This is a genomic window from Actinocrinis sp. (assembly GCF_035605935.1).
GTDB lineage: Bacteria > Actinomycetota > Actinomycetes > Streptomycetales > Catenulisporaceae > Actinocrinis.
Genome location: NZ_DATNGK010000076.1, coordinates 1 through 14,167 on the forward strand (window position 1 = coordinate 1; position 14,167 = coordinate 14,167).

Genomic DNA, 14,167 nt, shown 5'->3' on the forward strand with positions numbered 1-14,167 from the left:
TTCGGTCTGCCCGCGTTCCTCTCGTTCGCCCCGCCCGCCGTCGCCCTCCTCCTCAGTGCCCTGGCCGCCCTCGTCTGGCGAGCCGCCGTCCGCCGCTACCGCTCCACCGGCAGCTGATCTGCGAATAAGCGAGAAAGTTGCCTTACCTGACGAATGACGCTGTGTGCATTCGCAAACCGGCACATGCAATTGCAGGTGCAATATCGTGGATCTAGCTCATTACTCAACTGTATGATATCGATTCATTCGGAAAGCGCGAGCTCACACCACAAATCAATCGATAGACTCGATCAACTTATACGTCAATTCGATCACAAGCGGCAAGGACCGCCGTTCCGCCTGGGCGTTGGGAAGCGGTTCCGAACCCTTGCGCGGGCTTGCCAGGCCAATGCATACTTCATCATCCGCACAGATACTTAGTAACACACGACGCTTCGCGAACGTGCCAATGCACATGCATCAGCGTTCGTCGTGATGACCCCGCCGAGCGTATGAACTGCGTGAGGAGAGATCACCAGATGGAACGTGAGCCGGAACCGGAAAGACAGTCGAAGGTCTTCGTGCTTCGAAGGCTCGGATCGACCCCGCAACAGCGCGGCAGCACCAGCGATATGAGCTGCCCCGACGTGTTTGAACTCTCCGATGGCAGCATTGCCTGCATCGGCACTGATCTGACGGAGTCCCTGCGCAGCGCGCTCCCCATGGGCGCCAGTATCGGCCCTCTTGAGCGATTGGTGTCTTTACCGCGCCAAACCGTCCGTGACGCACTTCCCGACCTCGTCAGTTACGCCTGCATTCCCTGAGGCCGCACGGCGCTCACTACCTGCCCTTCCGATCACTCACCTGGTCGTAATCCGTTCGTCGACGAATCATCGTCGTAGCCTCGGCAGATCTCATCCACCACTTGCGCGGAGGACCATTCACGCGTTCCCGGCACCAGGTCGCAGGCGCGCGCCTCGGCGCCCGCGACCCAGTAAGCCCTCATCACCGGGCTGCGGAAGAGCCGCCGCAGCACCGGCTGCATTCTGTCCGCGTCGTAGTCGCTGAACTCCATCGCGAGACGCTGATGTTGGTAGACGAGATTCGCGTACCAGAACTGCCGCCGGACGCTGTGCGGGTGATTCGCGCCGTCGGCGTCCGGCCACACGGCGCCGAGCCCCTCGTCCTCGATCGCCATGCGCAACAACTCGACATGCAGCCGGCGCAGGTCGGCTTCCGCGCTGCGGTGCAGCTCGGCCTGCGTCTGCCTCATCTCGTGCCGTTGTAGCGCGAGCTCCTGCCGCTGGAGCTGGAGCTCCTTGAACTGCATGACGAAGGTGATCACGAGCGCCGCCAAGCCGAAGGCCGCGAACACTGCGGCGACGCTCTCGAAGGCCTGGCCGATGTTGCTCCACCGCTGCCACTCGCGATCCGGCAGCGTATTCGCCATCGCGACGTCGACCGCGATCCCAAAGACCAGAATGAATACGGTGGATCCGAGAAAGATCGCCCAGCCGTAACGCAATACGAAAGGCTGCCCGAAGCGCGCTGCACGATCCGCCGCGGCTCTTGCGGAAACTTCTTCCGCATCCGCCATGACCGTTTGGTCCGATTCTCCATCCATTTGCCAGCCCCCGATAAATCGAGCAGGCCCGTGCTCGCGGCGGCGAGCACATTCCCGTCCAATCGGATCGTTCCCGGCCCCGGGAGCGCCGAAGCGATGTGCCGGTGGTGTTCGAGACGAGAACGTGCGCCGCACTCGCGCTCGATTCACGCCCCGCCAAATTCCCGATTCGGCAGCTTGACTTATTGACTCGGTACGGTCTCGTCGGTCACGCCAGCCGTGGGCTCGCCGGTGTAGAGCGCCTTGACCGCGGTCTCCAGGTCTAGGCCCCCACGCAGCCGCTCGAGAGTGCCGTCGTAGGTGACCCGGCCGTGGTCGATTGCGACGACGCGGGAGCAGAGGCGCTCGATGTCGCCTACGTCGTGCGTGGTCAGCAGGATCGTCGTGCCGGTGTTCACGTTGAGGTCGTGCAGGAAGTCCCGCACGGCGTGCTTGGAGACGATATCGAGCCCGATGGTCGGTTCGTCGAGGTAGACGATCGCCGGGTCGTGCAGCAGCGCCGCGGTGATGTCGCCACGCATCCGCTGGCCGAGGCTGAGCTGCCGTACCGGCTGATCCAGGAGCGGGCCGAGGTCGAGCGCGTCGATGTAGTAGTCGAGGTTCTCGTGGAAGCGCTGCGTGGGGATTCGGTACAGGCGCTGGATCAAGCTGAAGGAGTCACGCAGCGGAAGGTCCCACCAGAGCGTGGTGCGTTGCCCGAACACCACGCCGATGCGCCGCGCCAGGCTCACTCGGTTGCGCTGCGGTTCGAGTCCTGCGACGCGCAAGGTGCCGGAGGTCGGCATCAGGATTCCGGTCAGCATCTTGATGGTGGTGGACTTGCCCGCGCCGTTCGGGCCGATGTAGCCGACCAGCTCGCCGGGCTCGACGCGCAGATCGATGCCGTCGACGGCGGTGAAGTCGGTGCGGCGGCGGCGCAGGCGTCCGGCGCGGTGATAGCGGGTGAAGGTCTTGGTGAGCTGCTCGGCGACGATGACTGGCTCGGTCAACGGCACACTGCTTCCACTCGAGTCGGGGTGGAGCGAACCATCGTCGCGGTCGGCCGGTCATGCCGCAAGCGAATAAAGGACGATGCGGCCGCCGTATTCGCTATGGCTCGGGAATGATCGAGTACCGCAGGTAGATGCCGAGCTGGCGCTGCACCTCACCGTCCAGCCGCATTCCGAGGCGTTGAGCTACGTGGATCGACGGTTCGTTGCGTGGGCGGATCAGCGCGACGACGGGCGTCCCCGGCGCCGCCTTGGCCGCGAGGGCGAGTGCCGCGCGGCCGAGTTCGGTCGCGTAGCCCTTGCCCCAGGCCGAGGGCCGGAAGCGGTAGTAGAGGTTGACGAAGTCCTCGTCTTGGACGACCGGGCGCACGCCGCCGAAGCCGAGGACCTGGCCGTCCTGAGGACTGCGCACGACCCAGTAGCCGAAGCCTTCCTCGTGCCAGTGCCGGCGCCAGATGTCCAGCACCGGCGCGGCCGTGCCCGGATCGACCATCGCACCGGCCGGATTGTGCACGTTGGTGGCCGGGTCGCCGTGGATCGCGAAGTACGCGTCCGTGACATCGGGCTCTGTCGTGGGGACGCATAGCAGCAGCCGGTCACTGCGCTGCCAGACTGGATGCCCCGCGGCGTCGATGCCCCGCGTGGTGCCGCTCGGAAGGCTCGCTCCTTGCCCGGCCGGCAGTTCGCCGAGCAGGTCGGTGTCCTTCGGACGGCCCAGTTCGCGGCTCATAAGGATCATGTCGTGTCGCGCCGCACCGACCGCGACGACGTTGCGCAACGCGCCGGCGCGGCTGAAGCCGTGGCGTTCGTACAGGGCGATCGCTGCGTGGTTGTTACCGCGCGCCTCGAGCATGAGAACTTCGACGCCGGCAGCTTGCGCGTCCGCGGCGATCGCCTCGACGAGCGCGGCACCGACGCCGGCGCCACGGGCTCCTGGTGCGACAACGACACGGTCGAGTTCGGCGAGTACCCGGCGAGTCGGGTACGGGCTGCGGGTCCATTGCGCTGAGCCGACGACTGTTGCGTCGCGGGTGTTCCGCACGATCGCCAGTCCGGCGTCGCCGCGCTCGGCATCGATCATGAGCTTTTCGAGGTAGCCGGCGTACTCCGGTCGCGTGATCTGCGCGCTGAGACCGAGCGCTTCGCCGCGGGCAGCTGCGGCGACGATGAGCTCCGCTACGGCGGCGAGAGTGCCGTGCTCGGATTTCCCGACGAAGGCCACTTGGTTCTCTCGCACGAAGCGATCATATGGCTGAGGTCACACAGCTGGCCGAAGAAACGTCTGCCAGATCAGGAATAGCGCCGGTCGAGCCCCGGTTGTGCGGGGCATGAAGGTTGAGGTTTACAGCGATATCGCCTGTCCGTGGTGCTACATCGGCAAGCATCGCTTCGAGCGGGCCCTTGCGGCATTCCCCGGCGCCGAGTCCGTCGAGGTGGTCTTCCGGCCGTACCAGTTGGACCCGGGCGCACCGCAAGTCGCTTCATCACACCGCGAGTACCTCAACCAGCGGTACGGCCCGGACTCCGCGCAGATGGACGCCCGCGTCGCCCAGCTTGGTCGCGGTGAGGGCATCGCGTTCGACTTCGATAACGCGCTGCACGTCAACACCCTCGACGGGCACCGACTGCTCCGCTTCGCGCTCGTCGAGTACGGACCGGCGGTACAGGCGTCGCTGAAGGAGAAGCTGCTCGCCGCGCGCTTCGCCGAGGGCGGCAACGTCGGCGATCACGCGCAGCTCGCCGACGCGGCCGCCGCCGTGGGCATGGACCGCGCACAGACCGCGGCTTTCCTCGCCTCCGATGAGGGCCGCAAGCAAGTCCTTGAGGAGATCGCCGAGGCGCAGGCCGTGGGCGTCTCGTCGGTTCCGACGTTCGTGTTCGACGGGCGCTGGGCCGTCTCCGGAGCGCAGGACTCAGACACGTTCCTTCGCGTACTCGAGCAGGTCTCGGCGCAGGAGCGGGACGAGGCCTGAGCGGAAGGCTCAGTACCGGCAGCCGTGCGTTCGTCGCTGAATGATCGTCAGGCCGGATGAAAAGCAGGACGTACCAACAACTGAGGAAGAGGTAGAGCCATGTCCAAAATTGTGATCTTCGGCGCTAGCGGAATGATCGGCCAGCGCGTAGTGCAGGAGGCGCTGAGCCGCGGACATGAGGTGACGGCCGCGGTGCGAAACCCGGCAAAGGTCACCGAGCAGCACCCGAACTTGACCGTGCACGCGGCGGACGTGAACGACCCGGCCGCGGTCGAGAAGATCATCACCGGCGCCGACGCCGTGATCAGTACGGTGTCGCCGCGCACCCCGGGCATCGAGCCGGCGGACCAGGTGGCCGCGAATATCGGCAGCCTGCTGACCGCGCTGCGCTCGCTCGGCGACAGCGCGCCTTACCTCGTGGTCGTCGGCGGCGCGGGCAGCCTGCTGATCGGCTCCGGTGAGCGCCTGGTCGACCAGCCGTTCTTCCCGGACATCTACAAGCCCGAGGCCCTGGCGCACGCCGCGGGACTGGAGACGCTGCGCGGCGTATCCGACGTGGCCTGGACGTACGTAAGCCCCGCCGGCGTCATCGCGCCCGGCGAGCGCACCGGCACCTTCCGGCTCGGCGACGACTACCTGGTCGCGGACGCCGAGGGCAACAGCAACATCTCGGCCGAGGACTACGCGATCGTGCTGATCGACGAGGTGGAGAAGCGCGAGCACACCGGGCGCCGGTTCACCGCAGCGTACTGATGCTGATCTGATCACACGAAGCGCCCCGCCGCGTGACCGAGAGGTTCGCGGCGGGGCGCTTGCGTTCGAGCGGCGGATAAGAGCGACCGCGGAATGGGCCCGGGGGTTATTTCTTCCAGGAGTTACTTCTTGTTGCGCGGGCGCTTCTCGCGCACGCGCACCGAGATCTCAATCGGCGAGCCGACGAAGCCGAACTCCTCGCGCAGCCGCCGCTCGATGAAACGGCGGTATCCGGCGTCGAGGAACCCCGACGCGAAGAGCACAAAACGCGGCGGCCTCGTCCCGACCTGGGTGCCGAACAGGATGCGCGGCTGCTTTCCGCCGCGAACCGGGTGCGGGTGCTCCGCGACGATCGAACCGAGGAAGGAGTTGAGCTTCGCCGTGGGGATGCGCGTGGCCCAGCCCTCGAGCGCGGCCTCCAGCGCGGGGACCAGCTTCTCCATATGCCGACCGGTCTGCGCCGAGATGTTCACTCGCGGCGCCCAGGTGACCTGCACCAGATCCTGCTCGATCTCCCGCTCCAGGTAGAAGCGGCGCTCCTCGTCGAGCAGGTCCCACTTGTTGAACGCAAGCACCAACGCGCGGCCGGTCTCGGCGACCTTGGAGATGATCCGCGAGTCCTGCTCGGTGAGCGGGTCGCTGCAGTCGATCAGCACGACCGCGACCTCCGCCTTCTCGATCGCGGCGGCGGTGCGCAGCGAGGCGTAGAAGTCCGCGCCGTAGGTCTGGTGCACCCGGCGCCGAATGCCCGCGGTGTCCACGAAGCGCCAGGTCTTGCCGCCGAGCTCGATCAGTTCGTCCACCGGGTCACGGGTGGTGCCTGCGACCGAGTCGACGACCACGCGATCCTCGCCGGCCAGCTTGTTGAGCAGCGAGGACTTGCCGACGTTGGGCTTGCCAACCAGCGCGACGCGGCGCGGGCCGCCGAATCCGCCCGCGCCGAAACCCTCGCGCGGCGGTTCGGGCAGCGCTGCGATCGCGGCGTCGAGCAGGTCACCCGAGCCGCGGCCGTGAATCGCGGAAACCGGGTGCGGCTCGCCGAGCCCGAGCGACCACAGCGCGTACGCCTCGGCCTCCTGCTGCTGGTTGTCCACCTTGTTCGCGGCCAGGATCACCGGCTTCTTCGAGCGCCGCAATACCTTGACGAAGGCCTCGTCGGTGTTCGTCATGCCGACCGTGGCGTCCACGACGAGGATCACCGCGTCGGCCAGCTCGACCGCGATCTCGGCCTGTTCGGCGACCCGGGCGTCCATGCCCTCGACGTCGACTTCCCAGCCGCCGGTGTCCACCACGGTGAATCGGCGCCCGGTCCAGTTCGCCTCGTAGTACACCCGGTCGCGGGTGACGCCCGGCACGTCCTGCACGACCGCCTCGCGCCGGCCGAGGATCCGGTTGACCAGTGTCGACTTGCCGACGTTGGGGCGTCCGACGATCGCCAGCACGGGCAGCGGCGCCGAGGCGCCGGCGTCCCCGTCCTCATCACCGAGCTCCGCGGGTAGTGGTTCCGCGTTACCGAATTCGTCGACGAACTCGCTTGGGTCGAACGGCGCGTCGAGGTCGTCGTCGAACGCGTCGTGTTCCACAGTCATCGCCAGTTCGTCCTTACCGCTTACCTATCCACAATTACGTCATTGCTGAGTTGCAGCCGTCGTACCGCTCTGGGCGTACGCAGCTCAGGCGCGGCCGGTCTCCCGGCGTGCCTGCTCGATGTGCGCGCGCAGTGCGTCACGCAACTGCTCGCTGGCAGCCGCGACGGCCTTACGTCCGGTACCGCGCCCGAGGTCGATCGGCGGCCCGTAAACCACGTCCAGACGTGTGCGCAGCCGTGGCAGCGAGCCGATCGTCGTACCGCGTGAGCCCGCGCCGAGGCAAGCCACCGGCACCACGGGCGCCCCCGAGCGCAGCGCGAAGTACGCCAGACCATTGTGCATGGTCGCGAAGTCCTCCGCCGAACGCGTGCCTTCGGGGAACACTCCGAGCACGCCGCCTTGTTCCAGGACGCCGAGCGCGGCCTGGATCGCGGCACGGTCGGCGCCGTGCCGGTCCACGCTGATCTGGCCGAGCCAGTGCAGGGCCGAGCCGACCGCGCCGCGGAACATCTCGCGCTTGACCATGAAGTGCACCGGCCGCGGCGCGAGCCCGACGATCAACGGGCCGTCCAGGAAGCCGCTGTGGTTCCCGGCCAGGATGACCGGGCCGGTCGCGGGCACGTGCTCGGCGCCGTGCAACCTGATCTTCCAGAACGGCCGCAGCACGAACGGGCCGATCCGGCGGGCGCGCACCGCCGCGTGCGCAGGGGGCACGACGCGGACCGCGGGCGGCGCGCAAGACGCCGTGGTCGCGTTCGTCGGGGTGGTCATCCGCGCGCTGCCTCGACGAGTTCGACTACGCGCTCAATCACCTGATCGAGCGTCAAATGCGTCGCGTCGACGATGATCGCGCCGGGGGCAGCCTCATGCGGGCGTGTGGTCTTGGCGTCCTCGGCGTCGCGCCGGGTCAGGTCGGCGAGCGTGGTCCCGGCGCCGCCGCTGGCTACCGCGCCGAGTTCGGCGCTGCGCCGCGCGGCCCTGGCTTCGGGGGACGCGGTCAGGAAGATCTTGCTTTCGGCAGTCGGATAGACCACGTCCGCTATGTCGCGGCCCTCGGCGACGACGCCGCCGGACTCGGCGAGCGCGGCGGTGATGATCTGCCGCTGCAATGCGATAAGCCGGTCACGCACCGGCTGCACCCCGGCGACTGCGGAAACGGCAGCGGTGACCTCAGCCATGCGGATCTGCTTACCGACTTCCTCGCCATCCACGCTGATCGAGGGTTCGTCCGGGTCCGTACCGGAGACGATGACCGGCTTAACGCACGCGGCCGCCACGGCCTGCCCATCGGTAACGTCCACGCCGTTGTGCAGCATCCACCACGTCATCGCGCGGTACTGAGCGCCGGTGTCGAGGTAGCGGAGGCCGAGTCTGCGCGCCACACCCTTGGACACGCTCGACTTACCCGAGCCGGACGGCCCATCCACCGCGACCACGATGGCCTTGTCAGTCACCTGGGCACCACGCTTTTCTCCTCGAACCCGACCCCCGGCCTGTTCCCGCGAGTAAAGGGTATCGGTGCTGACGGGGCGTCAGGTCAACTCCGTACGGTCCAGCCGCGCTCGGTCAGCCGCGCGGTCAGCGGCTCGGCGGACTCGGGCGCGACCTGGAGTGTGACCAGGCCGACCGGCTGTCCGGGCGAGTGCTCGATCCGCACGTCCTCGATGTTGACCCCGGCCGCTCCCGCCGCGGCGAAAAGCCGGGCCAGCTCACCGGGCGCGTCGCTGATGACGACGGGGACCGCGGCGTAGACGGCCCGTGGCGCGCCGTGCTTGCCGGGGATGCGGGACTGTCCGGCGTTACCGCGCTGCAGCAGTGCGACAAGCTCTTCACGCGCGGAGGAGCGTTTGTCGGTGTCCGGCGCAGCCAGTGCGCGTAACGCGCTGACGGCTGCGTTCAGGTCTGCCGCGTACTCCTCCAGCACGTCGGCCACCGCATTCGCGTTGGCGGAAAGGATTTCCTGCCACAGCTGCGGATCTCCGGCGGCGATCCTGGTCACATCGCGGACTCCGGGCCCGGCGATCCGCGCAGCGTCCTCGGATGCGTGCTCGAGGCGTGCAGCCATGATCGCCGAGACTACGTGCGGGGTGTGCGAGATGAGCGCGACCGCGTGGTCGTGATCCGCGGCGTCCATGACGACGGGAACCGCGCCACACAGCGAGATCAGTTCTAGCGCGCGGTTGAGCGCATCACGGCCGGTCTCTGCGGTCGGGGTGAGTACCCACGGCCGCCCGTCGAACAGGTCGGCCCGCGCACCGAGCGGACCGGTGATCTCGCGACCCGCGAGCGGGTGCCCGCCGATGTAGGTCTTTGGGTCCACGCCGTGCGCTGCGGCAGCGTCTTGCGGACCGGCCTTCACTGAGGCGACGTCGGTGTATGCGGCCGCGAGACCACGTCGCTGGGCGTCACCGAGCACCGTCGCGACGTGAGCTGGCGGTACCGCAATGACAGCCAGGTCCACGGGTACCGGCGGCTCCGATACGTCCCCTGCGCCGAGTGAGGCCGCAGTGCGCAACGTGGACTCGTCACGGTCGGCCAGATACACGGCGACGCCGCGACGCGTTAGGGCGAGCGCTACCGACGTGCCGATCAGACCGGTCCCGATGACCGCAGCTGTACGCATGCTCGCTACTGTGCGATATCCCGGCGCAGTGCGGTAGCCCCGCCCAGGTAGACATGCTGGATCTCTTGCTTCGAGCGCAGCGTCTCCACGTGCGCCAGGATCCGTACGACCCGCGGCAGCGCTCCCGGCACGGCGATCTCGGCCGCGCACAGCAGTGGGGTATCCACCAAACCCAGCTCCCGGGCGGCGAGCGCGGGGAACTCGCTGGTCAAGTCCGGGGTAGAGGTGAAGATCATCGAGATGACGTCGTCAGCGGTAAAGCCATTGGCCTCGAATATGGCGGTCACCAGCTCCGTGGTTCCCTTAAGCACGAGCTGCCGCTCGTCCGCGTCCACCTGCACAGCTCCGCGTACCGCGCGCACGGCCATCGCAGCCACCTCCCGTCTCCCCGATCGTCCTGGTCAGCCTAGCGACGTCACGACCGATGCCGCCAACCGCGAACAAATTTGTCCACTGGTTGGACAGCCGCGGCCGGCTCCACCCGCAAGGCTGGATTTGGCCGCGACGTAACCGGAAGCGCAACATTCGCCTGTTAAGCTGGTAGCCCGTGGATGACCGGCCGACCCCCACCCGGCCACTCGCTCGTAACGACCACGGGAGCCCCACGTTGGCAGTGTCCAGCCGTTCCGCAGCCCAGAGGAAACCTTCCGGACGCCCGACCAAGCATCTCTTCGTCACGGGGGGCGTCGCCTCCTCGCTCGGCAAGGGGTTGACCGCGTCCAGCCTCGGTGCGCTGCTCAAGGCGCGCGGGCTGCGGGTCACCATGCAGAAGCTGGACCCGTATCTCAACGTCGATCCGGGCACCATGAACCCCTTCCAGCACGGCGAGGTGTTCGTCACCGACGACGGCGCCGAGACCGATCTGGACATCGGCCACTACGAGCGCTTCCTCGACACCGACCTGCACGGCTTCGCGAACGTGACCACCGGGCAGGTGTACTCCTCGGTGATCGCCAAGGAGCGGCGCGGCGAGTACCTGGGCGACACGGTGCAGGTCATCCCGCACATCACCAATGAGATCAAGGCCCGCATCCTGGCCATGGACGCGGTCGAGGTGGACGGCGCGCCGGTCGACATCGTGATCACCGAGATCGGCGGCACCGTCGGCGACATCGAGTCGCTGCCGTTCCTCGAGGCGGCTCGGCAGGTGCGGCACGAGATCGGCCGCGGCAACTGCTTCTTCCTGCACATCTCGCTGGTCCCGTACCTCGGCCCGTCGGGCGAGCTGAAGACCAAGCCGACACAACACTCGGTGGCCGCGCTGCGCTCCATCGGTATCCAGCCGGACGCGATCGTCTGCCGCGCGGACCGGCCGATCCCGGAGTCGATCAAGCGCAAGATCTCGCTGATGTGCGACGTCGACGAGGAGGCGGTGGCCACCGCGGCCGACGCGCCGTCGATCTACGACATCCCGAAGGTCCTGCACGCCGAGGGCCTGGACGCCTACGTGGTGCGCCGACTGGACCTGCCGTTCCGGGATGTGGACTGGCACGCCTGGGACGAACTGCTGCGCCGGGTGCACCGGCCAAAGCACGAGGTGACCGTCGCGCTGGTCGGCAAGTACATCGACCTGCCGGACGCGTACCTGTCGGTGACCGAGGCGCTGCGCGCGGGCGGATTCGCGAACGACGCGCGAGTGAAGATCAAGTGGGTGGCTTCAGACACCTGCGAGACGGACGCCGGCGCGGCAAAGCAACTCAAGGACGTCGACGCCGTGTGCGTCCCCGGCGGCTTCGGAGTGCGCGGCATCGAAGGCAAGATCAACGCGGTGAAGTACGCCCGCGAGCACAAACTGCCGACCCTCGGGCTGTGCCTCGGCCTTCAGTGCATGGTGATCGAGGCGGCGCGTCATCTGGCCGGGTTGGCCGGCGCCGGCTCCAGCGAGTTCGACGAGAACACCCCCGATCCGGTCATCTCGACCATGGCCGATCAGGTCGACATCGTCTCTGGTGAGGGCGACATGGGCGGCACGATGCGCCTTGGCCTGTACCCGGCGGTCCTGGCCGAGGGTTCGATCGTGCGCGAGCTGTACGGCGAGGCGAAGATCGACGAGCGACACCGGCACCGCTACGAGGTCAACAACGCCTACCGGGAGAAGATCGCGGCTGGCGGCCTGGTGTTTTCGGGGGCTTCTCCGGATGGCCGGCTGGTCGAGTTCATCGAACTGCCGCGCGAGACGCACCCGTACTTCGTGGCTACGCAGGCGCATCCGGAGCTGCGTTCCCGGCCGACCAGGCCGCACCCGCTGTTCGCCGGCCTGGTCGCGGCAGCGGTCGCGCGGCGTAACGGAAACAGCAGCGGCAGCAGCAATGGGAGCGGCAAGCAGCGCGCCTAGGCAGCGCGCGGTCGCGTAGATGACGCCGCGTAAGATCTCCAGCATGCCTTTCACATTGGCGGACAGCCCCGAGGAATGGCCGGTTGAGCTCACCGAAGACCTGGCGTCGGGTGGGATTACCACCTATCGCCGGGACCGGGTGCGCATGCCATCGGGTAAGGCACAGAAGCGCGAGTACACGCTGCATCCGGGCGCGGTAGCGGTTCTCGCGCTGGACGACGATACGGACCGCGTGCTGATCATCACGCAGTATCGGCACCCGGTACGGCATCGGCTGGTGGAGTTGCCCGCCGGCCTGCACGACAAGCGTGGCGACGGTGAGACGCCGCTGGTGGCCGCGCAGCGAGAACTGTGGGAGGAGACGGACCTGCGAGCAGCGGATTGGCGCGTGCTCGCGGACTTCTACAACACGGCGGGCTCATCGAACGAGGCGAGCCGGGTCTATCTGGCACGCGGCATCGAGACTGCGGACGGTGACCTGCACGACCGCGAGGACGAGGAAGCCGACATGCAGACGGAGTGGGTGCCGTTCGAGGACCTCCTGCAGGCTGTGCTGGCCGGGAAGGTCGGCACGGCGGCTACCGTCGTCGGAGTGCTAGCCCTGGCGGCGGCGCGGGGGCGCCCGGGAGGCCTCGACTCGCTGCGCCCCGCGGACGCGCCCTGGCCCGCGCGCCCGTTTTAGTCTCTGCGGTAGATGCCCGCCGCCAGCCTTCGAATCCAAGGCCGGGGGCGGGCTTTGCCATGGAGCAAGAGCCCGCGAGGCGACACTCCGTCCGGGCTTGCCGCAAACCCGACGCAGCGTGTAAGGCGTCTTTGACCATGTGGCGGAGCATGCGCGGATTAGGATTTCCACAACCGGCAACCGGCTCGTCCCGGTTAGGCACGGTTTCTCCGACATAGTCGTTTTCGCTCAAAGGACGATACGCCGTGAAGGTCGGTATTCCCCGCGAAGTCAAGAATCACGAGTACCGGGTCGCGATCACCCCGGCGGGTGTCCACGAGCTGACCCGCGCAGGGCACCAGGTGTTCGTCGAGGCCCAGGCCGGAGTCGGCTCCTCGATCCCGGACGCGGACTTCGCCGCCGCCGGGGCCGAGATCCTGCCGAGCGCCGACGAGGTGTGGGCGACCGGCGATCTGATCCTGAAGGTCAAGGAACCGGTGGCGAGCGAGTACCACCGCATCCGACGCGACCAAACGCTCTTCACCTACCTGCACCTGGCCGCATCGCGCGAGTGCACCGACGCGCTGCTGAACGCGGGCGTCACGGCGATCGCCTACGAGACGGTGCAGCTGCCGAACGGCTCACTGCCGCTGCTCGCGCCGATGTCCGAGGTCGCCGGGCGGCTGGCCCCGCAGGTCGGCGCGTACAACTTGATGCGCTTCTCGGGTGGTCGCGGTGTGCTGCCGGGCGGCGTGCCCGGCGTGGCGCCGGCAAAGGCGGTGGTGATCGGGGCGGGCGTGTCCGGTTGGCACGCCACGACGATCGCCGCCGGAATGGGCTTCGAGGTGACGCTGCTCGATCGCGACATCGCCAAGCTGCGCGAGGCCGAGAAGGTCTTCGGCAACCAGATCAAGACCCTGGCTTCGAACGCGTTCTCGCTGGAGCGGGCGGTGCTGGAGGCCGACCTGGTGATCGGCGCGGTGCTGATCCCCGGTGCCAAGGCGCCGAAGCTGGTGACCAACGAGCTGGTCTCGCGGATGAAGCCGGGTTCTGTGCTGGTGGATATCGCGATCGACCAGGGCGGCTGCTTTGAGGATTCGCGGCCGACCACGCACGCCGAGCCGACGTTCAAGGTGCACGAGTCGGTGTTCTACTGCGTCGCCAACATGCCGGGCGCGGTGGCGAACACCTCGACGTATGCGCTGACCAACGTCACGCTGCCGTACGCGCTTGAGCTGGCGAACCGGGGTTGGCGGGAAGCCTGCCGCGCCGATCACGCACTCGCGCTGGGCCTGAACACCCACGCCGGCGAGCTCACCTACGCGCCGGTAGCCGAGGCGCACAGCCTGCCGTCGCTGAAGCTTGACGAGGTCCTGGCCTGAGGGCCCTAAGACCGGCGCGAAAAACGCGGCGAGGATACAAGACTGGCCCGCGCTCTCGAATCAGAGCGCGGGCCAGTCTTGTATCGCTGCTGTGTATCGCTACTGCATGAGAACTCTTATTGCGCCCGATTACCGGTGAATCAGACCGGCGGATCAGATCTGAGGCGGCTGCTGCCAGGTCGGGGGCTGCTCTCCGGGCGGGGCGGTGGTTCCCGGCGGGATGTAGTGACCGCCCGGTGTGACGCCCTCCTGCGGCTGC

At 67.8% G+C, this 14,167-nt stretch carries 14 protein-coding genes; 6 read left to right on the plus strand and 8 right to left on the minus strand.

Annotated features, from left to right (window positions below):
• Window positions 1–518 precede the first annotated feature (518 nt).
• Window positions 519–803, plus strand: coding sequence for a hypothetical protein (locus tag VN779_RS06665; protein ID WP_325721214.1), 285 nt, complete (start codon window positions 519–521; stop codon window positions 801–803).
• Window positions 804–835: 32 nt separating this feature from the next.
• Here the strand turns inward: VN779_RS06665 and VN779_RS06670 are convergent, their stop codons facing one another.
• The 3 genes from VN779_RS06670 to VN779_RS06680 all read right to left on the minus strand — a co-directional run bounded on the left by VN779_RS06670 (window position 836) and on the right by VN779_RS06680 (window position 3,829).
• A complete protein-coding gene (locus tag VN779_RS06670) occupies window positions 836–1,738 on the minus strand; it encodes a DUF6082 family protein (protein ID WP_325721217.1) in 903 nt (300 codons plus the stop codon).
• A gap of 47 nt (window positions 1,739–1,785) precedes the next feature.
• Window positions 1,786–2,592: an ABC transporter ATP-binding protein gene (locus tag VN779_RS06675; protein WP_325721218.1), complete on the minus strand. Its 807-nt coding sequence runs from the start codon at window positions 2,590–2,592 to the stop codon at window positions 1,786–1,788.
• A 100-nt stretch (window positions 2,593–2,692) separates the two neighbouring features.
• Window positions 2,693–3,829 (minus strand): GNAT family N-acetyltransferase, encoded by a 1,137-nt coding sequence (locus VN779_RS06680; RefSeq protein WP_325721220.1) that lies wholly within the window; start codon window positions 3,827–3,829, stop codon window positions 2,693–2,695.
• A gap of 91 nt (window positions 3,830–3,920) precedes the next feature.
• Here VN779_RS06680 and VN779_RS06685 point away from each other — a divergent pair, with 91 nt between their 5' ends.
• Both VN779_RS06685 and VN779_RS06690 read left to right on the plus strand, forming a co-directional pair.
• The gene (locus VN779_RS06685; protein ID WP_325721222.1) at window positions 3,921–4,565 is read left to right on the plus strand and encodes a DsbA family oxidoreductase; all 645 of its coding nucleotides are present in this window, start codon (window positions 3,921–3,923) and stop codon (window positions 4,563–4,565) included.
• A gap of 99 nt (window positions 4,566–4,664) precedes the next feature.
• A complete protein-coding gene (locus VN779_RS06690) occupies window positions 4,665–5,318 on the plus strand; it encodes an NAD(P)-dependent oxidoreductase (protein WP_325721224.1) in 654 nt (217 codons plus the stop codon).
• A gap of 122 nt (window positions 5,319–5,440) precedes the next feature.
• On the opposite strand, the gene der is transcribed toward VN779_RS06690, so the two are convergent.
• The 5 genes from der to aroH form a co-directional block, all read right to left on the minus strand.
• Window positions 5,441–6,907: a ribosome biogenesis GTPase Der gene (der, locus tag VN779_RS06695; protein ID WP_325721226.1), complete on the minus strand. Its 1,467-nt coding sequence runs from the start codon at window positions 6,905–6,907 to the stop codon at window positions 5,441–5,443.
• 84 nt (window positions 6,908–6,991) lie between these two features.
• On the minus strand, window positions 6,992–7,678 hold the full coding sequence (locus tag VN779_RS06700) for a lysophospholipid acyltransferase family protein (protein ID WP_325721228.1): 687 nt from the start codon (window positions 7,676–7,678) through the stop codon (window positions 6,992–6,994).
• The gene (gene cmk / locus VN779_RS06705; RefSeq protein ID WP_325721229.1) at window positions 7,675–8,361 is read right to left on the minus strand and encodes a (d)CMP kinase; all 687 of its coding nucleotides are present in this window, start codon (window positions 8,359–8,361) and stop codon (window positions 7,675–7,677) included. Before cmk ends, VN779_RS06700 begins: the two co-directional genes overlap by 4 nt.
• A gap of 83 nt (window positions 8,362–8,444) precedes the next feature.
• A complete protein-coding gene (locus VN779_RS06710) occupies window positions 8,445–9,530 on the minus strand; it encodes a prephenate dehydrogenase (RefSeq protein ID WP_325721231.1) in 1,086 nt (361 codons plus the stop codon).
• Between the two features lie 5 nt (window positions 9,531–9,535).
• Complete coding sequence (gene aroH, locus VN779_RS06715) at window positions 9,536–9,898, minus strand: chorismate mutase (RefSeq protein ID WP_325721237.1); 363 nt, start codon at window positions 9,896–9,898, stop codon at window positions 9,536–9,538.
• 239 nt (window positions 9,899–10,137) lie between these two features.
• On the opposite strand from aroH, the gene VN779_RS06720 reads away from it, so the two are divergent.
• The 3 genes from VN779_RS06720 (at window position 10,138) to ald (ending at window position 13,908) form a co-directional block, all read left to right on the plus strand.
• Entirely contained in the window at window positions 10,138–11,865 is a 1,728-nt protein-coding gene (locus tag VN779_RS06720) for a CTP synthase (protein WP_349260677.1), read from the plus strand.
• A 43-nt stretch (window positions 11,866–11,908) separates the two neighbouring features.
• Window positions 11,909–12,547: an NUDIX hydrolase gene (locus VN779_RS06725; protein WP_325721233.1), complete on the plus strand. Its 639-nt coding sequence runs from the start codon at window positions 11,909–11,911 to the stop codon at window positions 12,545–12,547.
• A 245-nt stretch (window positions 12,548–12,792) separates the two neighbouring features.
• Window positions 12,793–13,908 carry an alanine dehydrogenase gene (ald, locus tag VN779_RS06730; protein WP_325721235.1) on the plus strand — a complete coding sequence of 372 codons (1,116 nt, stop codon included), beginning with the start codon at window positions 12,793–12,795 and terminating at the stop codon, window positions 13,906–13,908.
• Window positions 13,909–14,167: the final 259 nt, after the last annotated feature.